Source organism: Achromobacter xylosoxidans, assembly GCF_001457475.1.
In the GTDB taxonomy this organism is placed as follows: Bacteria; Pseudomonadota; Gammaproteobacteria; order Burkholderiales; family Burkholderiaceae_B; genus Achromobacter; species Achromobacter xylosoxidans.
Genome location: NZ_LN831029.1, coordinates 2,631,852 through 2,658,269 on the forward strand (window position 1 = coordinate 2,631,852; position 26,418 = coordinate 2,658,269).

Consider the following 26,418-nt stretch of genomic DNA (forward strand, 5'->3'; position numbering starts at 1 on the left):
GAGCCTTGCATGGCAAAGTTTTTTATCGATAGACCGGTTTTCGCGTGGGTGATCGCGATCGTGCTGATGATGGCCGGCGCGCTGTCCATCCTGAAGCTGCCGGTTTCGCAGTATCCGAACATCGCGCCGCCGGCCATCGGCATCGCGGTGACCTATCCGGGCGCCTCGGCGCAGACGGTGCAGGACACCGTGGTGCAGGTGATCGAGCAGCAGATGAACGGCCTTGACGGCCTGGAGTACATTTCCTCGGAAAGCAACTCCGACGGCAGCATGTCCATCACGCTGACGTTCCGCCAAGGCACCAACCCCGACACCGCCCAGGTGCAGGTGCAGAACAAGCTGTCGCTGGCGCAGCCGCTCTTGCCGCAGGAAGTGCAGCAGCAGGGCATCCGCGTCACCAAGGCCACCAAGAACTTCCTGATCGTGGCGGGCTTCGTGTCCACCGACGGCACGATGACCAAGGACGACCTGGCCGACTACGTCGCCTCGTACGTCCAGGATCCCATCAGCCGCACGCAGGGCGTGGGCGACTTCCAGCTGTTCGGTTCGCAGTACGCCATGCGCATCTGGCTGGATCCGGCCAAGCTGGTGAACTACGGCCTGACCACGGTCGACGTGGTCAACGCCATCAAGGAACAGAACGTCCAGGTCTCGTCCGGCCAGTTGGGCGGCCTGCCCGCGGTGCGCGGCCAGCAGTTGAACGCCACCATCATCGGCCCCTCGCGCCTGGAAAAGCCGGAAGACTTCGGCCGCATCCTGCTCAAGGTCAATGCCGACGGCTCCCAGGTGCGCCTGGCCAACGTCGCCCGCATCGAACTGGGCGGCCAGACCTACGCCATCGACAGCTACTACAACGGCAAGCCCGCCTCGGGCCTGGCGATCAAGCTGGCCCCGGGCGCCAACGCGCTCGACACGGCGCAGGCGGTGCGCGACACCATCAATAACCTGAAGCCGTACTTCCCGCCGGGCATGGACGTGGTCTATCCGTACGACACCACGCCGTTCGTCAGCCTGTCGATCGAGGAAGTGTTCAAGACGCTGGTGGAAGCCATCATCCTGGTGTTCCTGGTGATGTACCTGTTCCTGCAGAACTTCCGCGCCACGTTGATCCCGACGCTGGCGGTGCCGGTGGTGCTGCTGGGCACCTTCGGCGTGCTGGCCGCATTCGGCTATTCCATCAACACCCTGACCATGTTCGGCATGGTGCTGGCCATCGGCCTGCTGGTGGACGACGCCATCGTGGTGGTGGAAAACGTCGAGCGGGTGATGGCCGAAGAGGGCCTGACGCCCAAGCAGGCCACCCGCAAGTCCATGACCCAGATCACCGGCGCGCTGATCGGCATCGCCATGGTGCTGGCCGCCGTGTTCATCCCGATGGCGTTCTTCGGCGGCTCGACCGGCGTGATCTATCGCCAGTTCTCCATCACCATCGTGTCCTCGATGGTGCTGTCGGTGATCGTCGCCATCGTCTTCACGCCGGCGCTGTGCGCCACGCTGCTCAAGCCGATTCCCAAGGGCCACCACGGCACCAAGCGCGGCTTCTTCGGCTGGTTCAACCGCGCCTTCGACCGCAGCAGCCATGGCTACGCCAATACCGTGGCGCGCGGCCTGGGCCGCACCAAGCGCCTGATGGTGGTGTACCTGGCCATCGTCATCGCCATGGGCTGGATGTTCACCCGCATCCCCACCGCGTTCCTGCCGGCCGAGGACCAGGGCATCCTGTTCGCCCAGATCCAGACGCCCGCCGGCGCCACCGCCGAGCGCACCAAGGCCGTCATCGACGAGGCCACCAACTACCTGCTGACCGAAGAGAAGGACGCGGTCACCTCGGTGTTCGCGGTCAATGGCTTCAACTTCGGCGGCCGCGGCCAGAACGCCTCGATCCTGTTCATCAAGCTGCGCGACTGGGAAGACCGCGGCGACGCCAAGCTCAAGGCGGCCGCCGTGGCGGCGCGCGCCAATGCCCACTTCAGGAAGACCGAGCGCGACGCCATGCTGTTCGTGGTGCCGCCGCCCTCGGTGATGGAACTGGGCAACGTCGATGGTTTCGACTTCCAGCTGATGGACCGCGCCGGCGTGGGCCATGAAAAACTGCTGGCCGCGCGCAACCAGCTGCTGGGCGAGGCGGCGCAAAGCAAGATCCTGCAGGGCGTGCGCCCCAACGGCATCGAGGACGCGCCGCAGTACCAGCTCGACATCGACCGCGAGAAAGCGCGGGCGCTGGGCGTGGCCGTGTCGGACATCAACAGCACGCTGTCCACCGCCTGGGGCTCGTCGTACGTCAACGACTTCATCGACCGCGGCCGCGTCAAGAAGGTGTTCGCGCAGGGCGAGGCCTCGGCCCGCATGCTGCCCGAAGACCTGGACAAATGGTACGTGCGCAACAAGGATGGCGACATGGTGCCGTTCTCGGCGTTCGCCAAGGCCACCTGGAGCTTCGGCCCGCAGAAGCTGAACCGCTACAACGGCGTGCCGTCGTACAACATCCAGGGCCAGGCGGCGCCGGGCTACAGCTCGGGCGCGGCGATGGAGGAAATGGAACGCATCGCCAGCAAGCTGCCGGTGGGCGTGGGCTTCGAATGGACCGGCATGTCGTTCGAAGAACGCCTGTCGGGCGCCCAGGCGCCGGCGCTGTACGCGATTTCGCTGATCGTGGTGTTCCTGTGCCTGGCGGCGCTGTATGAAAGCTGGACGATCCCGTCCGCGGTCATGCTGGTGGTGCCGCTGGGCATCATCGGGGCGCTGGGCGCGACCATGCTGCGCGGCCTGTCCAACGACGTGTACTTCCAGGTGGGCCTGCTCACGACCATCGGCCTGGCGGCCAAGAACGCCATCCTGATCGTGGAGTTCGCCAAGGAGCACTACGAGGCTGGGGCGAGCCTGACGGAGTCGGCGATCCACGCCGCCCGCCAGCGCCTGCGCCCGATCCTGATGACGTCGCTGGCGTTCATCCTGGGCGTGGTGCCGCTCGCGATCTCCTCGGGCGCCGGTTCGGGCAGCCAGAACGCCATCGGCACGGGCGTGATCGGCGGCATGCTGACCGCGACCTTCCTGGCCATCTTCTTCGTCCCCGCGTTCTTCGTGATCATGCTGCGCCTGTTCAAGGTGGAACGCATGAGCGCGCGGCGCGATCCGCACGACCCCAGCGCCAACGATGCGCAGGACGTGTCCGTCGAAGGAAAACCGCAATGAAGCTGCAGATGAGAACCCTGGTTTCCCTTTCCCTGGCGGCGGCCCTGGCGGGCTGCTCGCTGGCCCCGACCTACGAACGGCCCGACGCGCCGGTCTCGTCGGCCTATCCGAGCGGCCCGGCCTACAAGGCCGACGCCGTCGGCGCCGTGGCCACGGCCGACATCGGCTGGCGTGATTTCTTCGCCGATCCGCTGCTCCAGCAACTGATCGAGCAGTCGCTGGCCAACAACCGCGACCTGCGCGTGGCGGCCCTGAACGTCGAGGCGGCGCGGGCGCAGTACCGCATCCAGCGCGCCGACCTGCTGCCCAGCGTCGGCATTGCCGGCAAGGAAACCGCCCAGCGCACGCCGGCCGACCTGTCGCCCAGCGGCCAGGCCAGCACCAGCCACAACTACCAGGTCGGCGCCGCGCTGTCCTCGTGGGAACTGGACCTGTTCGGCCGCATCCGCAGCCTGAGCGACAAGGCGCTGGAATCGTACCTGGCGCTGGACGAGACCCGCACCGCGACCCAGCTGACGCTGATCGCCGAAGTGGCCAACGCCTACCTGACGCTGCGCGCCGACCAGGAGCTGCTGAGCCTGACGCGCGACACGCTCAAGAGCCAGGACGACTCCTACAAGCTCACCAAGCAGAGCTACGACCAGGGCTTGTCCACGGCGCTCGACCTGAGCCAGGCCGAAGTGTCCCTGCGCACCGCCCAGCGCAACCTGTCGCAGTACACGCGCCAGGCCGCGCAGGACCGCAACGCGCTGGTGCTGCTGGTGGGCCAGCCGCTGTCGCCGGAAATCTCGGCGGCGCTGGACAACGCCGTCAAGCTCGACGACGGCATGCTGCCGACCGCGCTGCCGGCCGGCCTGCCGTCCGAACTGCTGGCGCGCCGCCCGGATATCCGCGCGGCCGAGCACCAGCTCAAGGGCGCCAACGCCAACATCGGCGCGGCCCGCGCCGCGTTCTTCCCGACCATCAGCCTGACGGGCAACGCCGGCACCGCCAGCGCCAGCCTGGGCGGGCTGTTCGACGCGGGCTCGGGCGCCTGGAGCTTCGTGCCCCAGATCACGGTGCCGATCTTCGCCGGCGGCTCGCTGCTGGCGGGCTTGGACCTGGCCAAGGTGCAGAAGAACATCCAGGTCGCGCAGTACGAGAAGACGATCCAGACCGGTTTCCGCGAAGTCGCCGACGCGCTCGCGGGCCGCGGCACGCTGGACGAGCAGATCCAGGCCCAGCAACTACTGGTGGCCGCCAACCAGCGCGCCTATGACCTGTCCGAGCAGCGTTTCCGCCAGGGCATCGACGACTACCTGACGGTGCTGGATTCGCAGCGTTCGCTCTACACCGCGCAGCAGGCGCTGGTCGATACGCGCCTGTCGCGTCTGTCCAACCTGGTCACCTTGTACAAGGTGCTGGGCGGTGGCTGGACCGAGCGCACCGTCACGGCGGCGCAGCCCGCGCCGGACGCGGCGGCCGCGCCTGGCGGGCAGCCGGGCTGAGCCTCGCGGCGCGCCGACAGTGGTAAAAAAAGCGGGCCGATCTTTCGATCGGCCCGCTTTGCATGGCGCGCGCCAGGCGCGTCAGCCGCGCTTCTTGGCGATGAGGCCGACCACGAACAGCACGATGATCGCGCCGACCACCGAGCCGATCCAGCCGGCCGGTTCGCCCGGGGCATACCAGCCCAGGTTCTGGCCGAGGAAGCCGGCCACGACCGCGCCCACGATGCCCAGTATGGTGGTCATGATGATCCCCATGTTCTGGTCTCCGGGCATGATCGCGCGGGCTATCAGCCCGACGATGAAGCCGACGATGATCATGATGATGATGCTCATGCGCGTACTCCTTGCGAGGGTAAAGGGCGATGTGCCCTGATATTACTCACGCGCGTGCCGCCGGGGCTGTAACAACTGGTGTGTGGGGCAAGCACGCAACATGCTGCGCCGCGTCGTCGGTGCAGCAATGTTGCATGGCGCCCTACGAGGTCAGGTCGATGAGCAGGCGCAGGTCCTTGGTCATCGCCTCGATGCTGTCGGTGTCCGAAGCCAGCAGGCGGGCGCGGCCCTGATTGTCGAAAATGTACACGCCGCGGCTGTGCGTCACCTCGTACTGGTCGGCGTCGTCGCCGGGCCGGGGCTTTTCGATCTGGTAGGCCACGCGGTAGCGGCGCGCCAGGTCGGCCACCTGCTTTTCATTGCCGGTGACGCCGATGGCCTGGTTGTTGAACGCATTGACGTAGGCCTGCAGGATGTCCGGGGTGTCGCGATGCGGATCGACGCTGACGAACACGATGCGCACGTCGCGCGCCTTGTCGCCCAGGTTCTGCAGCACCGCCGTCAACTGCGCCATGGTGGTGGGGCAGATGTCGGGACAACTGGCGTAGCCGAAGAACAGCAGCACGGTCTTGCCCTTGAGGTCATCGCTGCTGACGGTCTTGCCGCCGGCGCCCGGTAGCGAGAACTTCAGGTCGGGCAGGTGGCCCTTGACGTTGTAGAGCGTCCAATCGACATTGCGGTCGCCGCAGGCGGCAAGCAGCATGCACAGGGCCAGGAAGAGACCGCGCCAGGCGCGTCCGGTAAGCAGGTGTCGCATGGGTTCCATCGCCGGTTGGAGGGATAAACCCGTCGATTCTACCCGTTGGCGGCGCGCTGGCCGCGCACCGCCAACGGTGGTGTTTGTCCCGGCGCAAGGGGCGCGCGGCGCACTTGTGAAGCTTTGTCGAAATATTGTTGGAGAAGTGGCAAATCGGGCCATGCGAACGGTTGTTGACAGCTACAGTCAGGATATTGTCAGTTACCGGCGAGGTGCCACCCTATGAACACCGCGGCCAGCCACGCGCTGGGCTATCCCTATTTCCCGTATTACCCCGTGGTGCTCGACATCCTGCGCAGCCGCCTGGCGGGGCGTGTGCTGGACGCGCCTTGCAATCGCGGCTGGCTGGGCGACATGGTGCGCCCGGCGACCGGACGCGATGTCGAACTCGATGGCATCGGTCCGGCCGGGTTGCCGGCCTCGGCCAATGGCTACCGGCGCCTGACCGTGCATGACCTCGAAACGCCGCTGCCCGCGGCCGCGCCCTACGACGCCGTGGTCTGCAGCGAAGCGATCCACCTGGCGTCCAACCCCGGCCTGCTGGTGCGCGGCTTTCATGACGCGCTGCGCCCGGGCGGCACGCTGGTGCTGACCACGCCCAACGCGGGCCGCGTGCGGGTCCGCCTGCGGGCGCTGCTGCGCGGTGTGCATGTCGATCCCTGGAGCGCCGCGGCGCGCACGGAAGGCGCGCTGTTCCCCCTGGGTTTTGCCCAGCTGCATCAATTGCTGGCGCATCATGGATTCCACGACATCACCCTGCATTCCGTGATCGAGACCAGGCAAGGGCGCTGGCTCGATCATCTGCTGGCCTGGCCCGCGCGGCGCTATTGCCAGGCGCGCCTGAAACACGCGCAGGACGAGGACAGCCGCCACTTCTGGCGCCAGGCCGGTTCGGAACCGTCGGCGCATGGGAACTGGCTGGTGGTATCGGCGCGCCGGCCGGGGGAGCGCTAGCGCGGCCAGCCAAAAAAATGGCCCGCTCGCAAGCGGGCCATGGATCATGCGCGAATCGGTCAGCCCGCGCTCATGCCACTGTGGCGCAGCAGCGCGTCGATGCGCGGGGCGCGGCCACGGAAGGCGGCGAACGACTCGGCGGCGGGACGCGAGCCGCCGACGGCCAGCACTTCGCGGCGGAAACGCGCGCCGGTGGCCGGATCGAGCGTGCCCAGGGCGTTGCCGGCCTGCCTGGCCGCGGCTTCTTCAAATGCTTCGTAGGCGTCGGCCGACAGCACCTCGGCCCACTTGTAGCTGTAGTAGCCGGCGCCGTAGCCGCCCGCGAACAGGTGCGAGAAGGCATGCGGCAGGCGGTGCCAGGCGGGCGGGAACAGCACCGCGACCTCGGCGCGCACTTCCTGCAGCAGGGCCAGCACTTCGCTGATGCTGGCGCCCTTGGCGCGGTCGTGCATCAGCATGTCGAACAGCGCGAACTCGATCTGGCGCACGGTCTGCATGCCGCTCTGGTAGTTGCGGGCCGCGACCAGGCGGTCGTAGAGCGCGCGCGGCAGCGGTTCGCCGCTGTCGACGTGGGCCGACAGCTTCTGCACCACCGCCCATTCCCAGCAGAAGTTCTCCATGAATTGCGAGGGCAGTTCGATGGCGTCCCATTCGACGCTGGCGAAGGCGGCGGCGCCGGGCTCGTCCACTTCCGACAGCAGCGCGTGCAGGGCGTGGCCGGTTTCGTGGAACAGGGTGATGACGTCATCGTGCGTCAGCACGGCGGCGCGGTCGCCGTTGGGGCGCGAGAAATTGCAGGTCAGGTAGGCGATCGGCGTCTGCACGCGGCCGGCGACCACGCGGCGGGTGCGCTCGCTGTCGACCCAGGCGCCGCTCTGCTTGCCGGCGCGGGCGTACAGGTCCAGGTAGAGGTAGCCGATCAGGTCGCCCTTGGGGCTTTCGACGCGCACGCCGCGCACGTCGGCATGCCACGACGACACCGGCGTTTCCGCCAGGCGCACGTCGAACAGCGTCTCGATGACCTCGAACAGGCCGGACAGCACGCGCGGTTCGGTGAAGTATTGCTTCACCTCGTCTTCGGAATAGGCGTAGCGCGATTCGCGCAGGCGCTCGGAGGCATAGGCCACGTCCCAGGGTTGCAGCTCGGCCAGGCCGAGTTCGGCGGCGGCGTAGGCCTTCAGCTCGGCCAGGTCGCGCTGGGCATACGGTTTGGCGCGCGCGGCCAGGTCGCGCAGGAAGGTGGTGACCTCCTTGGCGTCGCGCGCCATGCGCGTCTGCAGGCGCAGCGCGGCGAAGGTGCCCAGGCCCAGCAGGGTGGATTCCTCGGCGCGCAGCGACAGCAGTTCCTCGATCAGGGGCGAGTTGTCGAACCGGGCGTCGCCCTGTTCCGACGCCACCGTGCCGTAGCCGCGGTACAGCGCCTCGCGCAGCGAGCGGTCCTGCGCGTACTGCATGACGGGCAGGTAGCAGGGCATCTTCAGCGTCAGCTTCCAGCCCGGCTTGCCGTCTTCCTCGGCGGCGGCGCGGGCGGCGGCCCGCACGTCGGCGGGAATGCCGGCCAGGCGGGCCTCGTCCTCGATCAGCAGCGACCAGGCGTCGATGGCGTCCAGCACGTTCTCGGAGAATTTCTGCGAGGCCTGCGCCTCGCGGTCGGAAATGGCGGCGTAGCGCTCGCGGTCGGCGCCGCGCAGCTCGACGCCGCTCAGGCGGAAGTCGCGCAGGGCCATCTCGACGATGCGGCGGCGCACCGGCGACCACGACGCGAAATCGGGCGCGGCGGCCAGGCGCTGGTACTGCTGGTACAGGCCTTCGTGCAGGCCGACCCAGGTCGAGAACTCGGTCACCAGCGGCAGCGCGGCGTTGTAGGCCTCGCGCAGTTCGGGCGTGTTGACGACGGCGTTCAGGTGGCCGGCCACCGACCAGGCGCGCCACAGCCGCTCGGACGCGGTATCCAGCGGCTCGACCACGGCTTCCCAGGTGGGCGCCAGCGCCGGATCGGCGGCGCGGTCCACGGCCTGGCGGGCGATGCCCAGCAGTTCCTCGATGGCGGGCACCACGTGGGCGGGCTTGACCGCCTGGTAGTCGACCAGTTCTGAGACGGGGGCGAGCAAGGGATTCTGGGTCATGGTGTTACCAATAGCGTGAGAGGAGGGCGGGCAGCACGCGAGCGCGCCGGCAGGCATAAGGATCAGGTTGGGGCGGCAGGCCGAAAAGCAAGGGCAGGCCCTGGGCGCGCCCGGTCTCGCGCACCGCGCCCAGAGACGACTGTGGGTTTGCCCCGTCCCCCGGAAGGGCGCGGGGCAAACCCACAAGGGTGCCACGGCGGGGCGCGGGACCGGTCTTCAGGCCGCGGCCCGTTCCGCCGCTTCGACGGTGTTGACCAGCAGCATGGCGATGGTCATGGGGCCGACACCGCCCGGCACGGGCGTGATGGCGCCGGCCACCTGGCTGGCGGAGGCGAAGTCGACGTCGCCGCACAGCTTGCCGTCGGCGCCGCGGTTGATGCCCACGTCGATGACGACCGCGCCGGGCTTGATCATCGAGCCGTCGATCATGCCGGGCTTGCCGGTGGCCACCACCAGCACGTCGGCGCGGCGGGTCTGGGCCGCCAGGTCGCGCGTCTTGGAGTTGCAGATGGTGATGGTGGCGCCGGCGGCCAGCAGCAGCATGGCCATGGGCTTGCCGACGATGTTGCTGGCGCCGACGATCACGGCCTCGGCGCCGCGCAGGGCCACGCCTTCCGATTCCAGCATCTTCATGACGCCATAGGGCGTGCAGGGGCGGAACAGCGGCTGGCCGGTCATCAGCAGGCCGGCGTTGCTGACGTGGAAGCCGTCCACGTCCTTCTCGGCGGCGATGGCTTCGATGACCTTGTGCGCGTCCATGTGCTTGGGCAGCGGCAGCTGCACCAGGATGCCGTGGATGGACGGATCGCGGTTCAGCTTGTCGATGCGGGCCAGCAGTTCGGCCTCGGTCATGTCGGCGGGGTACTGTTCCTTGACGGAATGCAGGCCGGCCTTCTCGCACGCCGCGACTTTATTGCGCACGTACACCTGGGAGGCGGGGTCTTCGCCCACCAGCACCACGGCCAGGCCGGGGCGGGTGCCCTTGGCGGCCAGGGCGGCGACGCGTTGGGCGACTTCTTCGCGAATGCGCTGCGACAGGGCGGCGCCGTCGATGATCCTAGCGGTCATGCGTGCGCCTCGGGTTTGGCCAGGGCCACTTTCATGAGATCGGCAACGGTGGTCACTTCAAGTTTTTCCATGATGTTGGCGCGGTGCGCCTCGACGGTCTTGATGCTGATGCCCAGGTCGTCGGCGATCTGCTTGTTCAAGCGGCCGGCGACGATGCGCTCCAGCACCTGCTGCTCGCGCGCGGTCAGGCGCGCCAGCATGGCTTCGTGGTCTTTCTGGGCCTGGTGCTTGCTCACGCGCTGCGTGGCCTGCTCCAGCATGCGCGCCACGATTTCGCGCAGATCGGATTCGTTGAACGGCTTCTCGAGGAAGTCGACGGCGCCCTTCTTCATGGTCGACACGGCCATCGGCACGTCGCCGTGGCCGGTGATGAAGACGATGGGCAGGGGGGCGTTGCGGGCGATCAGCTGTTCCTGCAGCTCCAGGCCGCTCATGCCGGGCATGCGCACGTCGGCGATCAGCACGCCGATCTGGCTGGCGTCGTAGTCTTCCAGGAACGACTCGCCGCTGGCGTAGGCGCGGACGCGGTAGCCGTTGGCTTCAAGCAGCCAGCGCAGCGAATCGCGGACCGCTTCGTCGTCATCAACAATAAATACCGTGCTCGACAGGTGGGGCGTGTTCATGCGTGCAACTCCTCTGACTGGTCATTCTGGGCCTGCGTCTGGGACGCAGCGCAGGGCAGGGTAAAGCGGAAAATAGTACCGCCGGCGGGGTTCGGGTCCGCCCACAGGCGGCCGTGGTGCGATTCGATAATGGTACGGCAGATATTCAGCCCCATGCCCAGGCCCTGGGTCTTGGTGCTGAAGAAGGGTTCGAACAGGCGTTCCGGCTCGGCCAGGCCGTGGCCACGGTCGACCACCGCCACCTCGATGTGCTGCTCGTGCAGGATCACGGCCACCTTGAGCTCGTCGGACTCGCTCTTTTCCATGGCTTCCAGGCCGTTCTTGAGCAGGTTCAGCAGCACCTGTTCGATCAGGATCGGGTCGGCCAGCACGTCCGGCGCATTCGACGGCACGAAGCTGTCGATGCGGATGCGGCGCTTGCGGGCGTCGATCTCGGCGAAACCGATGGCGTTGTCGACGATGCGGCCGATCGCCACGCGCTGGCGGCGCGGCTCGCTGCGCTTCACGAATTCGCGGATGCGGCTGATGATCTTGCCGGCGCGCTCGGCCTGCGAGGCGGCCTTTTCCAGCGCCGGCAGCAGCATGTTGGGGCTGGTGTGGCCGGCCTTGACCAGGGCCACCGCGCCCATGCTGTAGTTGGCGATGGCGGTCAGCGGCTGGTTCAGTTCGTGCGCCAGCGACGAGGCCATCTCGCCCATGGTGGTCAGGCGGCTGGTGAGCTGGATCTTTTCCTGCTGCACGCGCGAGGCTTCCTCGTGGGTGCGGCGCTCGGTGATGTCGCGCGCCACCTGCATGCGCACGCGGCGGCCGTCGGTCCAGGCCAGCATGCGGTGGTGCACTTCGAACCAGCGCTGCACCGAGGGCGCGAAGACTTCCACGGATTCATCCGTGAAGCGGCCGCGGCGGCCGGCCAGCAGCTCGTCGTGGCCGCCGGTCTGGGCGCCGAACACGCGGCGGTAGGTGCGGTTGGCGAACAGCAGCTCCAGGCCGTCGTGGGTGTCGGCGGTGACCGAGATGGCGTCGTCCAGGCCTTCCAGCACCGTCATGAAGCGCTCGTGCGCGGCGGTCAGGGCCTCGCGGATGCGCTTGGGCTCGGTGATGTCGGTCATCGACGTCATCCAGCCGATCTGGTTGCCGTTGGGGTCGAGCAGCGGCGATACGTACATGCGCGCCGTGAAGCGCGAGCCGTCGCGGCGCTGGGCCTCGACTTCCAGGCCGCTGCTGGGCGTCTTGCCGGACATCAGCACGTCCAGGGTGTGCTGGTGCTGTTCATGGCGGCCCGGCACCCAGTAGGGGAAGGGCGGGCTGCGGCCGATCAGGTCGGCCTCGTTCCAGCCGATCATGCGGCAGAAGGCCGGATTGACGTAGGCGATGCGGCCTTCCATGTCCAGCACGCGCATGCCGGTCGACATGGAGTTCTCCATGGCGCGGCGGAAACCGGTCTCGGCGATCAGGGCGGCCTCGGCGGCGGAACGGAAGCGTGTATAGCGCCACAGCATCAGCAGGCTGATGACGATCACGCAAGACAGCGCCAGCACCACCCAGATCAGGCGCTGCTGCCGCATTTCCTGGTCGATGGTCACGAACATGACGCTGTCGTCATGGATGCGCTGCAACCAGAAGAACACCCCCATCACACAGATATAGAGGATCAGCACCATCGCGGGCGTGACCCAGTACACCCCGCGTCGGCGCGTGCGGGCGTGGTCGTGGAACGGCGTGGGTATATTGGACTTGGGCGCGCTGGACATGGAGTTCGGGCCGGATAGGCCGGGCATTTTTCATCGCCGGGCCGCCTCAAGATGAAAACGGCCCCGCGGGGCTGCAAGCCGAAGGCGCGGCGTGGGGGGCATTTTAATGCGTGTCGGAACGGAATTGCCGGGAATCAAGCCGGACAGGCGGATGATCGGCTAAAAAAGTGGGGAATATCGCTTTAAGCTTCTGTTCATGTTTTCGCATTATGAAATGCCGTACCGCAACATGAAATTTTCCTTGCGACCGGTTAATCTTCTTTCTTAGAATGCCGGCTGATAGGGAAACCGCTCCCGAGTAGCTGGTCTCTAGCACAACACCCCGACCCATGCATGGCATGGTAGCCCGGATGATCCCGACTACCATGGCATGTCCGCGAGTAGATAAATAAGCGGGTGCGGTCACGAACGAACCCCAACAGGAGACACACGATGTCCTCTTTCGCCCAGGCTGGCGCCGTGCAGGCTGCCAACGACGAAGACACCCTAGAAACCCAGGAGTGGCTCGAAGCCCTGGCGGCAGTCCTTGATCGCGAAGGACCGCAGCGCGCGCACTACCTGCTGGAACGCCTGATCGACGAAGCCCGTCGTTCCGGCGCCCACATCCCGTTCTCGCCGAATACCGCTTACGTCAACACGATTCCGCCCGGCCTGGAGCCGGCGCACCCGGGCAACCTGGAACTGGAATCGCGCATCCGCTCGTACGTGCGCTGGAACGCCATGGCCATGGTGGTCAAGGCCAACAAGCACAATCCGCCGGACGGCGGCGACCTGGGCGGCCACATCGCCTCGTTCGCCTCGCTGGCCACCATGATCGGCTGCGGCCAGAACCACTTCTGGCACGCCGAAGACGAAAACCACGGCGGCGACCTGGTCTACTTCCAGGGCCACACCTCGCCCGGCATGTACGGCCGCGCCTACCTCGAAGGCCGCCTGACCGAAGACCAGCTGAACCACTTCCGCCAGGAAGTGGACGGCAAGGGCCTGTCCTCGTACCCGCATCCGAAGCTGATGCCGGACTTCTGGCAGTTCCCCACGGTGTCGATGGGCCTGGGCCCGCTGATGGCCATCTACCAGGCCCGTTTCCTCAAGTACCTGCACGCCCGCGGCATCGCCGACACCAGCAAGCGCAAGGTCTGGGTGTTCTGCGGCGACGGCGAAATGGACGAACCCGAGTCGCTCGGCGCCATCGCCCTGGCGGCCCGTGAAAAGCTCGACAACCTGATCTTCGTCATCAACTGCAACCTGCAGCGCCTGGACGGCCCGGTGCGCGGCAACGGCAAGATCATCCAGGAACTGGAAGGCGACTTCCGCGGTTCGGGCTGGAACGTGATCAAGCTGATCTGGGGCGGCTACTGGGATCCGCTGCTGGCGCACGACAAGGAAGGCATCCTGCGCAAGATCATGGAAGAAACCGTCGACGGCGAGTACCAGGCGTACAAGGCCAACGACGGCAAGTTCGTGCGCGAGCATTTCTTCGGCAAGCACCCCAAGCTGCTGGAAGCCGTGTCGCGCATGAGCGACGAAGACATCTGGCGCCTGAACCGTGGCGGCCATGATCCGCACAAGGTCTACGCCGCGTTCGACGCCGCCTCCAAGCATGAAGGCCAGCCGACCGTGATCCTGGCCAAGACCATCAAGGGCTACGGCATGGGCCACGTGGGCCAGGCCAAGAACCCGACCCACCAGCAGAAGAAGCTGGAACTGGACTCGATCCGCGAATTCCGCGACCGCTTCGGCATCCCCATCCCGGACGACAAGCTGGCCGACCTGCCGTACTTCAAGCCGGCCGACGACTCGCCCGAAATGAAGTACCTGCACGAGCGCCGCGCCGCGCTGGGCGGCTACCTGCCGCGCCGCCGCGCCAAGGCCGACGAACAGCTCAAGGCGCCGGCGCTGGACGCCTTCAAGGCCGTGTTGGAACCCACCGCCGAAGGCCGTGAGATCTCCACCACCCAGGCCTTCGTGCGCATCCTGAACCAGGTGCTGCGCGACAAGCAGCTGGGTCCGCGCGTCGTGCCGATCCTGGCCGACGAATCGCGCACCTTCGGCATGGAAGGCCTGTTCCGCCAGATCGGCATCTACGCGCCGGAAGGCCAGAAGTACACCCCGGTCGACAAGGACCAGGTCATGTACTACAAGGAAGCGGCCGACGGCCAGCTCCTGCAGGAAGGCATCAACGAAGCGGGCGCGATGAGCTCGTGGATCGCGGCGGCCACGTCGTACTCCTCGAACAACCGCATCATGATCCCGTTCTTCATCTACTACTCGATGTTCGGGTTCCAGCGCATCGGCGACCTGGCCTGGGCGGCCGGCGACATGCAGGCGCGCGGCTTCCTCTTGGGCGGCACCGCCGGGCGCACCACGCTCAACGGCGAAGGCCTGCAGCACGAAGACGGCCACAGCCACATCCTGGCTTCGACCATCCCCAACTGCGTCTCGTACGACCCGACCTTCGGCCACGAACTGGCCGTGATCATCCAGCATGGCCTCAAGCGCATGGTGGAAGACCAGGAAAACGTCTACTACTACCTGACGGTGATGAACGAAAACTACCCGCAGCCTGGCCTGACCGCCGGCGACGAGGAAGGCATCATCAAGGGCATGTACAAGCTCAAGTCGCACGGCAAGGGCAAGAACCGCGTGCAGCTGATGGGCTCGGGCACGATCCTGCGCGAAGTCATGGCGGCCCAGGAACTGCTGGAAGCCGACTGGGGCGTGGCCTCGGACCTGTGGAGCGTCACCAGCTTCACCGAACTGCGCCGCAACGGCCTGGACGCCGAGCGCCACAACATGCTGCACCCCGACGAGAAGAAGCCGCAGGTGGCCTACGTCACGGAACAGCTGGCCAAGACGGAAGGCCCGATCATCGCGTCGACCGACTACATGAAGCTGTTTGCGGACCAGATCCGTCCGTTCGTGCCCAAGGGCCGCGAATACAAGGTGCTGGGCACCGACGGTTTCGGCCGTTCGGATTTCCGCGCCAAGCTGCGCGAGCACTTCGAAGTGGACCGCCACTTCGTCGTGGTCGCCGCGCTGCGCGCGCTGGCCGACGAAGGCAAGGTGCCGGTTGCCAAGGTGGCCGAAGCCATCAAGAAGTACGGCATCAACCCGAACAAAGCCAACCCGCAATACGCCTGAGGGTAAAGAGACATGAGCAACGTCGTGCAAATCAAGGTTCCCGACATCGGCGACTTCAAGGAAGTGGAAGTCATTGAAGTGCTGGTGGCGGTGGGCGACACGATCAAGGCCGAGCAGAGCCTGATTACCGTCGAATCCGACAAGGCCTCGATGGAAATCCCCGCCTCGCAGGGCGGGGTGGTGAAGTCGATCGCGGTCAAGGTCGGCGACAAGGTCGCCGAAGGCGCCGTGGTGCTCGAGGTGGAAGCGGCCGACGCCGCCGCCCCGGCCGCCAAGGAAGAACCCAAGGCCGAGGCGCCCAGGCAGGCTGCCGCCGCCGCGCCCGCCGCCAAGGCCGAGGCTGCCGCGCCGGCCGCCAGCAGCGGTCCGGTCGAGATCGAAGTGCCGGACATCGGCGACTTCAAGGAAGTGGAAGTCATCGAAGTCATGGTCGCCGTGGGCGACACCATCAAGGCCGAGCAGAGCCTGATCACCGTCGAGTCCGACAAGGCCTCGATGGAGATCCCGGCCTCGCAGGGCGGGGTGGTCAAGGAAGTGAAGGTCAAGGTCGGCGACAAGGTCGCCAAGGGCTCGGTCGTGGTCGTGGTTGAAGGCAGCGCGCCCGCCGCCGCGGCCGCGCCGGCCGCCAACGCCGAAGCCGCGCCGGCCAGGTCGGAAGCCCCGGCCGCCAAGGCGGAAGCGCCCGCGGCCCCGGCCACGCCCGCCGTCGGCTCGCGCCCGGCCCCGGCCGCCGCGCTGGAAGACGCCAACCTCAAGCCCGGCCAGCTGCCGCACGCCTCGCCGTCGGTGCGCAAGTTCGCCCGCGAACTGGGCGTGAACCTGAGCAAGGTCAAGGGCACCGGTCCCAAGGACCGCATCACCGCCGACGACGTGCGCGGTTTCGTCAAGACCGCGCTGGCCTCGGGCGCCGCCCCGGCCGCCGCCGGCGGTTCGGCCGATGGCGCCGCGCTGGGCCTGCTGCCGTGGCCCAAGGTCGACTTCACCAAGTTCGGCCCGATCGAAGCCAAGCCGCTGTCGCGCATCAAGAAGATCTCCGGCGCGAACCTGCACCGCAACTGGGTCATGATCCCGCACGTCACCAACAACGACGAAGCGGACATCACCGACCTGGAAGCGCTGCGCGTCACGCTGAACAAGGAAAACGAGAAGTCGGGCATCAAGGTCACGATGCTGGCCTTCCTGATCAAGGCCGTGGTCGCGGCCCTGAAGAAGTTCCCCGAGTTCAACGCCTCGCTGGACGGCGACAACCTGGTGCTCAAGCAGTACTACCACATCGGCTTTGCCGCCGATACTCCCAACGGGCTGGTGGTGCCGGTGATCCGCGATGCCGACAAGAAGGGCATCCTGCAGATCGCCCAGGAAATGACCGACCTGTCCAAGAAGGCGCGCGAAGGCAAGATCTCGCCCGCCGAAATGCAGGGCGGCTGCTTCTCGATCTCGTCGCTGGGCGGTATCGGCGGCACGTCGTTCACGCCCATCATCAATGCGCCCGAAGTGGCCATCCTGGGCGTGTCGCGTTCGTCGCACAAGCCCGTCTGGGACGGCAAGCAGTTCGTGCCGCGCCTGATCGTGCCGCTGTCGCTGTCCTATGACCACCGCGTCATCGACGGCGCCGCCGCTGCCCGCTTCAACGCCTATCTCGGCGCCTTGCTGGCCGACTTCCGCCGCATCGCGCTGTAAACGGGGAGCCCCATGAGCAATACCGTTCAAATCAAAGTGCCGGACATCGGTGACTTCAAGGAAGTCGAGGTCATCGAGGTGCTGGTCGCCGTGGGCGATACGATCAAGGCCGAGCAGAGCCTGATCACGGTCGAGTCCGACAAGGCCTCGATGGAAATTCCCGCCTCCACGGGCGGCGTGGTCAAGTCCATCAACGTCAAGGTCGGCGACAAGGTCGCCGAAGGCTCGGTGGTCCTGGAAGTCGAGGCGTCCGACGCCGCACCGGCCGCCAAGCAAGCGCCCAAGGCTGACGCGCCGAAGGCCGAAGCCCCCAAGGCCGAGGCCAAGCCGGCCGCAGCGGCCCCCGCCGCCGCGACCTTCAAGGGCTCGGCCGACGCCGAATACGACATGCTGGTGCTGGGCGCGGGCCCCGGCGGCTATTCGGCCGCCTTCCGCGCCGCCGACCTCGGCCTGTCCGTGGTGCTGGTCGAACGCTACGCCACGCTGGGCGGCGTCTGCCTGAACGTGGGCTGCATCCCGTCCAAGGCGCTGCTGCACAACGCCGCCATCATCGACGAGGCGCGCGAGCTGGCCGCCCACGGCATCAGCTTCGGCGAGCCCAAGATCGACCTGGACAAGCTGCGCGGCTACAAGGACAGCGTGGTCGCCAAGCTGACCGGCGGCCTGGCCGGCATGGCCAAGGCGCGCAAGGTCACCGTGGTGACCGGCGTGGGCGAATTCGCCGATGCCAACCACCTGGCGGTCAAGGGCGCCGACGGCAAGTCGCAGACCATCCGCTTCAAGCAGGCCATCATCGCCGCCGGCAGCCAGTCGGTGAAGCTGCCGTTCCTGCCGCAGGACGAGCGCATCGTCGATTCCACCGGCGCCTTGCTGCTGCGTGAAATCCCCAAGAAGATGCTGATCATCGGCGGCGGCATCATCGGCCTGGAAATGGGCACGGTGTATTCCACGCTGGGCGCGCGCCTGGACGTGGTGGAAATGCTGGACGGCCTGATGCAGGGCGCCGACCGCGACCTGGTCAAGGTCTGGCAGAAGAAGAACGCCGGCCGCTTCGACAACATCATGCTCAAGACCAAGACGGTCGGCGCGGAAGCCAGGAAAGACGGCATCTACGTCACCTTCGAGGGCGAGGGCGCGCCGAAGGAACCGCAGCGCTACGACCTGGTGCTCCAGGCCGTGGGCCGCAGCCCCAACGGCAAGAAGATCGGCGCCGACAAGGCGGGCGTGGCCGTGACCGACCGCGGTTTCATCGAGGTCGATCGCCAGATGCGCACCAACGTGCCGCACATCTTCGCCATCGGCGACATCGTCGGCCAGCCGATGCTGGCGCACAAGGCGGTGCATGAAGGCCACGTGGCGGCCGAAGCCGCCGCCGGCCAGAAGTCGTTCTTCGACGCCCGCGTGATTCCGTCGGTGGCCTACACCGATCCGGAAGTGGCTTGGGTCGGCCTGACCGAAGACGAAGCCAGGAAGCAGGGCATCAAGGTCGAGAAGGGCGTGTTCCCGTGGGCCGCCTCCGGCCGCGCCATCGCCAACGGCCGCGACGAAGGCTTCACCAAGCTGCTGTTCGACGCCGAGACGCACCGCATCCTGGGCGGCGGCATCGTCGGCACCCATGCCGGCGACCTGATCAGCGAAGTGGCGCTGGCCGTGGAAATGGGCGCGGACGTCATCGACATCGCCAAGACCATCCACCCGCACCCGACCCTGGGCGAATCGGTGGGCATGGCGGCCGAAGTGGCCGAAGGCGTGTGCACCGACCTGCCGCCGATGAAGAAGAAGTAGATCGCCGGGGCTTGCCGGATCTTCGGATCCGGACGCCGGCACCGCAGCCCGAAGCGCCCAACGGCCTTCGGGCTGTTTTCATTGGGGTCCCCTTGCCGTGACGCCCGCGATCACTGCGCGCAGGGCGAGGCGCGAGCCGCGAACCACCCGCCGGCCGGGCCATGATTGGTACGGTTTTCTGGATAATCTATCCGGTCGCACCCGGCTGATCCGGCCCGCGCGGCTGCCTAGAATCGAATCTCCATCGACACATGCGGGAGATTTTCCATGGCAGACCATTCCATCAAGGGCAAAGTCGTACTGATCGCCGGGGGCGCCAAGAACCTGGGCGGCTTGATCGCCCGCGACCTGGCGCAGCACGGCGCCAAGGCCGTCGCCATCCACTACAACAGCGCGGCGTCCAAGGCAGACGCCGACGCCACCGTGGCCGCGATCCAGGCCGCCGGCGCCAAGGCGGTGGCGCTGCAGGCCGACCTGACCACCGCCGGCGCGGTCGAGAAGCTGTTCGCCGACGCGGTGGCGGCGGTGGGCCGGCCCGACATCGCCATCAATACCGTCGGCAAGGTCTTGAAGAAGCCGCTGACCGAGATCAGCGAGGCCGAGTACGACGAGATGAGCGCGGTCAACGCCAAGACGGCCTTCTTCTTCCTGAAAGAGGCTGGCCGCCACGTCAACGACAACGGCAAGGTCTGCACCCTGGTGACCTCGCTGCTGGGCGCGTTCACGCCGTTCTACGCCGCCTATGCCGGCACCAAGGCGCCGGTCGAGCACTACACCCGCGCGGCCTCCAAGGAGTTCGGCGCGCGCGGCATTTCGGTCACGGCGGTCGGGCCGGGCCCGATGGATACGCCGTTCTTCTATCCGGCCGAAGGCGCCGACGCGGTGGCGTACCACAAGACCGCCGCCGCGCTGTCGCCGTTCTCCAAGACCGGCCTGACCGACATCGAGGACGTGGTGCCGTTCATCCGCCACCTGGTCAGCGACGGTTGGTGGATCACTGGCCAGACCATCCTGATCAACGGCGGCTACACCACCAAGTAACCATCGAGCCCCGGGCCGCCGCCCGCGCGCCGGTTTGGGGCGTGCCTGGCGACGCGTGCTGGGCGAAGCGTGCTGGGCGAAGCCGCCGTCGGATGCCCGCGACGGCTGCCGGAGCGGCTATGCTGTCACGGGCGGCGGGGTGCCGCCGGCACTGCCGCAAACCGGGGGAGCATGGACAGGTTCGAACAGTATCGCGTCTTCGCGCAAGTGGCGGAGATGGGCAGTTTCATCAAGGCCGCCAACGCGCTGGAGCTGCCGCGCGCTTCCGTCTCGGCCGCCGTCCAGCAGCTGGAAGCGCAACTGGGCGCGCGACTGCTGCACCGGACCACGCGCCAGGTGCGCCTGACCGCCGATGGCGCCCAGTTGCTGGAGCGCTTGCGGCCGCTGCTGTCCGAAGTCGAGGACATCGACCACCTGTTCCAGCAAAGCCAGCGCCAGGTGTCCGGCCGGCTCAACGTCGACGTGCCCAGCCGCATCGCGCGCCGCCTGGTGGCGCCGGCGCTGCCGGGCCTGCTGCGGCGCCACCCCCGATTGCAACTGGCGCTGGGGTCCAGCGACCGCGCCATCGACCTGATCCAGGAAGGCGTCGACTGCGCGGTGCGCGTCGGCGCGCTGCACGACAGCAGCTTGGTGTCGCGGCCGCTGGGCAATATCGGCCTGGTCAATTGCGCCAGTCCCGCCTATCTGCGCGACCAGGGCGTGCCCCATGCGCCGGACGAATTGCCGGCGGGGCATTGGATGGTGGGCTACGCCTCGCCCACCACGGGGCGCGAACTACCCTGGGAGGTGGTGGCCGACGACGGCGGCCGCCGGCTCATCGCGGTGCCCAGCCGGGTGGTGGTGAACAACGCCGAAAGCTATATCGCCTGCTGCCTGGCGGGCCTGGGGCTGATCCAGATTCCGCGCTTCGACGTGCAGGACCTGCTGGAAGCGGGCGAACTGGTGGAAGTCATGCCGGCGCATCGCGCCGCGCCCATGCCGGTGGCATTGCTGTATCCGCACCGGCGGCAGCGTTCGCGCCGGTTGGCGGTGTTCCTGGAGTGGTTCGAGGAATTGATGCGCAGGCACCTGGAGGCCTGACGGCGTGAGCCGGGGCTGACAGGGGAGGCGAAAGGGGGCGCGAAAGGGCGGCGCGAAAGGGTTGCGCACGAAGAGGGCGCGCCAAAGCGAAGGGAGCGCGGCAATCGTTGCCGCGCGCCAGGGCGATTTATGCCTGGGTATTGATGCGGGTGCCGATCTTGCCGTCGATGGCGACGACCGGCAGGGACTGCATCAGCGTGGCGACCGTGTCGGCCTGGGCGTTGATGGCTTTCTTGGTGACGCGGGCCTGGACTTCCTGCATCAGCTGCGCATCACGCATGGCCAGGCCGGTGTTCACGGTGTTGCTGACGGAAAGATCCATGGTGGGGAGTCCTGTGAGGCTTGCCGGACGGCGTCCGGGACAGATGGATTATGCGTGATTATTGCGTACTTCAACGTCTCGCGGTGAAATTCTCGGACGAAGATTGCGCAGGGTCAGGGTTGGGCCGGGCACTCCTTGACGGCGCCCCAGCCCTGGTTCGGGCCGCAATACAGCTTGCGCGCCGCCCAGGCGCAATCGGGGCGTTCGAAAAAACCCAGCGTGGCGCAGCGCGCCAGTTCGGCTTTCAGGTTGTCGACCCAGGCATGCGGATTCTCGGCGGGGATCTCGGTGATGCGCAACGTGGGCTTGGGCATGGCGGGGCTGTCCGCGTGTGGAGCGGCGCCTTCGCGGGCCGGGATGGCGGCTGCGGCGGGCGCCGCGCTCGCGGCGGACTGGCCCTGGGTGTGCGGCGTCGGCGCGGCGTCGTCAGGCGACGGCGCGGCGGAAGGGGGACGCTGTCCGTGGCGCCCGGCTGCGGCGGGGGCGCATCGGCGGTGCGCGGCGCAATCGGAGCCGCGGGCGAGCGCGGGTCCGACGGCCGGGCGGCCTCCGGTCCCACGCCCGGCGGCGCGCCCAGGGGTACGCGCACCGGACCGGCGGCGGATGCGCCCGTGCGCCCGGCATCGGGCGTGCTCCAGGAAACCACCAACAGCACCAGGGCGCCATAGATCGCCAGGGTGTAGAGCACCGTCAGCGTGGCGTAGCCCACCCGTTTGCCGGTGATCGGCGTGGCGTCTTCACGCCCCAGCAGGCTGCGCCAGCCGACCAGGGCGGCGCCGGGCGCGCTGATCAGCCACCAGCCCAGCCGCTTGAGCGGGCCGGGACGGCGCGGGATCGAAGCCTGGACCTGCGCGGCCAGCAGTTCGCGCAAGGCGCGGTTTTCTTCGCGCAGGCGCTGGGTGTGGGGGTCCACCGGCGCCTGGTCGTCTTGATCCGTGGTGCCGTCATGCCGCGTAGCGAGTGGATCGGGAGGCGTGGTGGTCATATTACGAAAAATATAGATACAAAAGCGTGCGAGGGCAATTATGAAGGCCCGCGGCGTGTCTCAAAAAAGCGAGAAGGTGGCAAAAAGCCACCTTCCACGATCGCTTGGAAGCCCGGGCGATTCGTGGGCCCGGTGCGCAGCGGCAGTCCACGCGCGCGCAACGGCGCAAGCGCGGCCGGGAACGAAGGAGGTGCGGGGAATGAGGCGCCGAAAGCGTGCAAACCGCGGCCCGATGGCGCGTTGCCGCCGGCCTTGGGGCGGGACCTTGGGGAGGCGTAAATGCAAACAAGCCGGCTTGCGCCGGCTTGTTGTGCGGCCGGGTGCGAGGCACCCGGCGCGGGAGGCGGGCAGGGCGTGCCTTGCGGCCCGCGTTGCCCAACCGTCAGGCGTTGCGGCGTGATTAACGCAGCAGCGACAGAACGGTTTGCGGCACTTGGTTGGCTTGCGCCAGAACCGAAGTGCCAGCCTGTTGCAGGATCTGAGCCTTCGACATGTTCGACACTTCCGTGGCGTAGTCCGCGTCTTGAATACGCGAGCGGGCCGACGACAGGTTGTTCACGACGTTGTTCAGGTTGGCGATGGTCGATTCCAGGCGGTTCTGCACAGCACCCAGTTCGCCCGTCAGCTTGTCCAGCTTGGTGAAGGCCGAGTCCAGCGTCTTGAGCGGGTCGGTGGTCTTGTCGCCCTTGCTGGTGGTTTCGAACGTCATCTTGCCGGCGCTGTTGATGAACAGCTGCTTGCCAATGCTGTCGGCGTTGGGATCGACGCCGGTGGCGACGTCCGCGGCGGCGCCAGCCTTGGTGTACGTGTTGCCGCCCGCGATGGCCTGGATCTTGCCCGAGATCTGGTCGAATTCGAAGCGTTGAACCGTCTTGGACGTGGTCGACAGTTCCTGCTTGTCGTTGACGTACAGGTTCTGGCCACCTTGCTGCACCAGGCCGTTTTCGTCCACCACGACGGTTGCGGACAACACACCCGAACCCATGGTGATGGTGGCGGTCTTGGTCGCGCCCAGGCCGTCGATGGCGCTGAGCACTTCGGCGGTGGTGGCGGTCGTCTGGAACGAGATGTCCGCGGTACCGGTCGCTTGGCTCTTGTACGTCGTGCCGTTGACGGTCAGTTGGACACCCGCAGCGGTGCCGGCGGTGCCCATGAAGCCCGTCAGGTTGGCTACGGTCGCCTGGTTCCAGTTACCGCCGTTGTCGGTGGTCGACAGGTTGCCGGCGGTGTCGTAGTACAGCGCATTGCCATTGGCATCGGAAATCTTGCCGTCGGAGGCGATCTGGATGCTGACTTCCTGCGTATTGTTCTTGTACGTGGCGGTGGCCGGCGTGGAGCCGATCTTGCTTGTGATCGCCGTGGCGACGTTGGCGCCCGTATCCACCTTGTTGTAGGTGAAGTTGCCGGCGGCGGCATCGTACTTGTAGACGGTGGTCGCAGTGGCTCCCTGGACCGAAACGGTGTTGCCGTCGCTCAGCTTGCCCAGCACATCAGCGGCCGAAGCGCTGGTGTTCTTGGTGGTGACGTCGTATTGGTTGGGCTGGCCAGGCACAGCGCCGACGTTCGGGCCGGTCAGGTCGTTGACGTTGGCGGCGCGGTTCTGCACAACGCCCTTGCCGTTGACGTTGAAGCCGTCCAGGCCCAGCGTCTTGACGCTGATTTCGGTCAGGTTCAGGGTGATGGTTTCACCGTCGTTGGCGCCGACTTGCAGGGTCAGCGGCTTGGCCGAACCCGACAGGACCTTCACGCCGTTGAAGTCGGTTTGTTGCGAGATACGGTCGATGTCGGCCAGACGCTGGTTGATTTCGTCTTGCATCGAATCCAGCTGCTCTTGCGAGTAGCTGCCGTTGCCGGCCTGCACGGCCAGTTCGCGGACACGCTGCAGGTGGGTGTTGACTTCGGAGGCGGCGCCTTCCGTCGTCTGGGCCAGCGAGATGCCGTCGTTGGCGTTACGGGCGGCTTGGGTCAGGCCCTTGACGTTCGCGGTGAAGCGGTTGGCAATGGCCATGCCGGCGGCGTCGTCCTTGGCGCTGTTGATGCGCAGGCCCGACGACAGGCGTTCGATGGCGGTACCCAGGGCGGACTGGGACTTGTTCAGGTTGTTCTGGGCAACCAGCGACAAGTAGTTGGTGTTGATGACTGCAGCCATGTTTAGGCTCCCAAGAGAGAAAGGCTTCTTCAAACCGGGCAGCTAGGCCGCCCAACTGTGTAACGGGAATACGCATTTTTGGTGCGATAGTTCTTCCGTTGCCAGGATTACGGCGCCCCAGGATCGTTCTTTAGGGCAAAACTCAAGAATTCTCAAATTTTTTGGGGGCCGAGTCTGAAGAGGCCTCAATCGTCAGTGCAGCACCGCCATCTTTTGCAGATTGGCCAGGACTTGCTTGAGCAGATCCTGGGCGATCGCGTCCAGATTGGTCGCGTTCTTCACGGATTGGCCGCTGGGGTGCCGCAGCTTGTTGGCGGCCAGCGCGGTACGCAACTGATTGCGCAGCGCGACCAGGGTCTGCTTGCCGTCCAGCCGGTCCATGACGAACTTGATGATTTCGTCGGTGGGTGGATTCAATGTCTGGTGCCACAGGTTGTACGCGCCAACTTGCGTCTGCTGCGTCGCAAGCAGGGAGGCCAGGCCGGGGATGAGCCGGGGCTTGGCGGATATCCTGTCCTGGTACGGAGCCGGCTCCAGCCGATACTGCAAGGCGCCCATATTGAGCAGCGTCACCAGGTGCACATATATGGTCGTGTCCAGTTCTTCTTCGCTGAGTCCGGTGGCATGGGGGCGGACGAGGCTGCGTAATTCGGAAAAAGGAACGGTGGCCGGCCACGCCAGGCGCAGACGGTCGACCAGTGCGATGAGTCCTGGATCGGACGTCGTCAAGGTTTTTCCCGTGCGTCCTTGATAACGGTGTTCGCCCGGGGGCGAGTCCGCGGCGTCCGGGGGCGCCAGGTCCAGTAGCGCCGTGAAATGCATATCGGCAAATCCACTGGCTTCGGGTTGTTCCAGCGCGTTGGCCGCTTGGTCGGCATGGACAAGCAGGCTGCGTCGGAATTGGCGCCCGATCGCGATATCCAGAAATTGCTCGCGCACAGCACGGTCGAACCCTTGCGATACCTGTTGATGGTGCGCGGCAACGTGGTTGCCGTAGTTGGTCGATATCGACGTTTCCGGCATTGCATCAGCCAGATAGGCCAGGCGGTGTTGCTGTGCCTGGGCAACGAACTCCAGGAAGTAGCAGGGCGAATTTACCGCTTCCAGGTACTCGTGCTGTAGATAATGGTTGGGTTGTGAGCGCAAATGTTGGGCAAGGTGGCGTATCGCAATCGCTTGCGCATTGGATTCAGCTGTGCCGTGCTCCAGCATGGAGAGTATTTCCCGCGCTTTGGTCAGCTTTTCTGCGCTGGTGCTGGCGCCGAACGTGCCCAGCACGAGCGCGTCGCGCACCACCTCCGAGACTTTCCAACCGGGATAAGTGTTGTAGCTGATATACGCTACGCCGGCCGGCGCCAGATTCTCGCGGCAGACTCGCATGAGCCCCTCGCGAACCTCCGCGGGAATCCAACTGTAGACGCCGTGCGTGATGATGTAGTCGAACTGGCCGAAATCCGGGGTGATGTCTGTCAGGCTCATGGCGAGCAACTCGATATTGCGCAGCCCGAGCCGCTCGATGACCTGGCGGCCTTCCGACACCTGTGCCGAGGATAGGTCCACGCCGACGATTTTTGCGTCGGGGTGGGCAGCCGCGAAAGGCAGGAGATTGCCGCCCGCCGCGCATCCGATTTCCAGGACGCGCGCCTGATTGAGCGGCGGCGCCGCGTGTCCGAACAGATGGGCTACCGCCCGCAGTTGGCCTGGCGCGCTATGGGAGATGGCGTTTGAAACATAGGGCGTTTCGTCGTAGGCGTTGGAAATCGCCTGGTTCAACAGATCGGGTTCGGTCATCTTGGAGTCCGTGTCGAGGCGGCCGCAACTTTGGCCGCTTGGTCGCGCGCGTAGGCAAAGGCATTGTGCAGGCGACAGCCTATCAGCCGATGGTGGATGCGGAAGGCTTGAAAAAGGGCGGAAAGAGCCCGGGTTTCGGCAGGTCGGAGGCCG

Annotated in this window: 18 protein-coding genes; 8 read left to right on the forward strand and 10 right to left on the reverse strand. The window is 66.7% G+C overall.

What is annotated here, in order from left to right; all coding sequences use genetic code 11:
• Positions 1-9 precede the first annotated feature (9 nt).
• Together AT699_RS11865 and adeC are read left to right on the forward strand one after the other, a co-directional pair.
• Entirely contained in the window at positions 10-3,192 is a 3,183-nt protein-coding gene (locus AT699_RS11865; RefSeq protein ID WP_024068614.1) for an efflux RND transporter permease subunit, read from the forward strand.
• On the forward strand, positions 3,189-4,679 hold the full coding sequence (adeC, locus tag AT699_RS11870; protein ID WP_024068615.1) for an AdeC/AdeK/OprM family multidrug efflux complex outer membrane factor: 1,491 nt from the start codon (positions 3,189-3,191) through the stop codon (positions 4,677-4,679). The genes AT699_RS11865 and adeC overlap by 4 nt, the downstream gene beginning before the upstream one ends.
• Before the next feature lie 81 nt (positions 4,680-4,760).
• On the opposite strand, the gene AT699_RS11875 is transcribed toward adeC, so the two are convergent.
• Together AT699_RS11875 and AT699_RS11880 are read right to left on the reverse strand one after the other, a co-directional pair.
• Positions 4,761-5,012, reverse strand: coding sequence for a GlsB/YeaQ/YmgE family stress response membrane protein (locus AT699_RS11875; protein WP_006387478.1), 252 nt, complete (start codon positions 5,010-5,012; stop codon positions 4,761-4,763).
• 142 nt (positions 5,013-5,154) lie between these two features.
• Positions 5,155-5,769 carry an SCO family protein gene (locus AT699_RS11880; RefSeq protein WP_006387479.1) on the reverse strand — a complete coding sequence of 205 codons (615 nt, stop codon included), beginning with the start codon at positions 5,767-5,769 and terminating at the stop codon, positions 5,155-5,157.
• Positions 5,770-5,991: 222 nt separating this feature from the next.
• On the opposite strand from AT699_RS11880, the gene AT699_RS11885 reads away from it, so the two are divergent.
• A complete protein-coding gene (locus AT699_RS11885; protein ID WP_024068616.1) occupies positions 5,992-6,723 on the forward strand; it encodes a class I SAM-dependent methyltransferase in 732 nt (243 codons plus the stop codon).
• A gap of 59 nt (positions 6,724-6,782) precedes the next feature.
• On the opposite strand, the gene AT699_RS11890 is transcribed toward AT699_RS11885, so the two are convergent.
• From AT699_RS11890 to AT699_RS11905, 4 genes are all read right to left on the reverse strand, one after another.
• Positions 6,783-8,849, reverse strand: coding sequence for a M3 family metallopeptidase (locus tag AT699_RS11890; RefSeq protein ID WP_024068617.1), 2,067 nt, complete (start codon positions 8,847-8,849; stop codon positions 6,783-6,785).
• A 216-nt stretch (positions 8,850-9,065) separates the two neighbouring features.
• Entirely contained in the window at positions 9,066-9,917 is an 852-nt protein-coding gene (gene folD, locus AT699_RS11895) for a bifunctional methylenetetrahydrofolate dehydrogenase/methenyltetrahydrofolate cyclohydrolase FolD (protein ID WP_024068618.1), read from the reverse strand.
• Positions 9,914-10,540 carry a response regulator transcription factor gene (locus AT699_RS11900; protein ID WP_006219003.1) on the reverse strand — a complete coding sequence of 209 codons (627 nt, stop codon included), beginning with the start codon at positions 10,538-10,540 and terminating at the stop codon, positions 9,914-9,916. The genes folD and AT699_RS11900 overlap by 4 nt, the downstream gene beginning before the upstream one ends.
• A complete protein-coding gene (locus tag AT699_RS11905; RefSeq protein ID WP_020927319.1) occupies positions 10,537-12,291 on the reverse strand; it encodes a PAS domain-containing sensor histidine kinase in 1,755 nt (584 codons plus the stop codon). The genes AT699_RS11900 and AT699_RS11905 overlap by 4 nt, the downstream gene beginning before the upstream one ends.
• A 432-nt stretch (positions 12,292-12,723) precedes the next feature.
• Between AT699_RS11905 and aceE the strand changes: the two genes are divergently transcribed.
• The 5 genes from aceE to AT699_RS11930 all read left to right on the forward strand — a co-directional run bounded on the left by aceE (position 12,724) and on the right by AT699_RS11930 (position 21,018).
• Entirely contained in the window at positions 12,724-15,432 is a 2,709-nt protein-coding gene (aceE, locus tag AT699_RS11910; RefSeq protein ID WP_006387485.1) for a pyruvate dehydrogenase (acetyl-transferring), homodimeric type, read from the forward strand.
• 12 nt (positions 15,433-15,444) lie between these two features.
• The gene (gene aceF / locus AT699_RS11915) at positions 15,445-17,112 is read left to right on the forward strand and encodes a dihydrolipoyllysine-residue acetyltransferase (protein WP_024068619.1); all 1,668 of its coding nucleotides are present in this window, start codon (positions 15,445-15,447) and stop codon (positions 17,110-17,112) included.
• Positions 17,113-17,124: 12 nt separating this feature from the next.
• Positions 17,125-18,897 (forward strand): dihydrolipoyl dehydrogenase, encoded by a 1,773-nt coding sequence (gene lpdA, locus AT699_RS11920; protein ID WP_006387488.1) that lies wholly within the window; start codon positions 17,125-17,127, stop codon positions 18,895-18,897.
• A 267-nt stretch (positions 18,898-19,164) separates the two neighbouring features.
• Positions 19,165-19,938: an SDR family oxidoreductase gene (locus tag AT699_RS11925; RefSeq protein ID WP_006387489.1), complete on the forward strand. Its 774-nt coding sequence runs from the start codon at positions 19,165-19,167 to the stop codon at positions 19,936-19,938.
• 171 nt (positions 19,939-20,109) lie between these two features.
• The gene (locus tag AT699_RS11930; protein WP_006387490.1) at positions 20,110-21,018 is read left to right on the forward strand and encodes a LysR family transcriptional regulator; all 909 of its coding nucleotides are present in this window, start codon (positions 20,110-20,112) and stop codon (positions 21,016-21,018) included.
• Positions 21,019-21,145: 127 nt separating this feature from the next.
• Here the strand turns inward: AT699_RS11930 and AT699_RS11935 are convergent, their stop codons facing one another.
• From AT699_RS11935 to AT699_RS11950, 4 genes are all read right to left on the reverse strand, one after another.
• The gene (locus tag AT699_RS11935) at positions 21,146-21,340 is read right to left on the reverse strand and encodes a putative motility protein (RefSeq protein WP_006387491.1); all 195 of its coding nucleotides are present in this window, start codon (positions 21,338-21,340) and stop codon (positions 21,146-21,148) included.
• Positions 21,341-21,453: 113 nt separating this feature from the next.
• Positions 21,454-21,654, reverse strand: coding sequence for a hypothetical protein (locus AT699_RS32480; protein WP_006387492.1), 201 nt, complete (start codon positions 21,652-21,654; stop codon positions 21,454-21,456).
• 1,071 nt (positions 21,655-22,725) lie between these two features.
• Positions 22,726-24,474: a flagellin N-terminal helical domain-containing protein gene (locus AT699_RS11945; protein ID WP_024068621.1), complete on the reverse strand. Its 1,749-nt coding sequence runs from the start codon at positions 24,472-24,474 to the stop codon at positions 22,726-22,728.
• Positions 24,475-24,666: 192 nt separating this feature from the next.
• Positions 24,667-26,265 (reverse strand): class I SAM-dependent methyltransferase, encoded by a 1,599-nt coding sequence (locus AT699_RS11950; protein ID WP_024068622.1) that lies wholly within the window; start codon positions 26,263-26,265, stop codon positions 24,667-24,669.
• Positions 26,266-26,418: the final 153 nt, after the last annotated feature.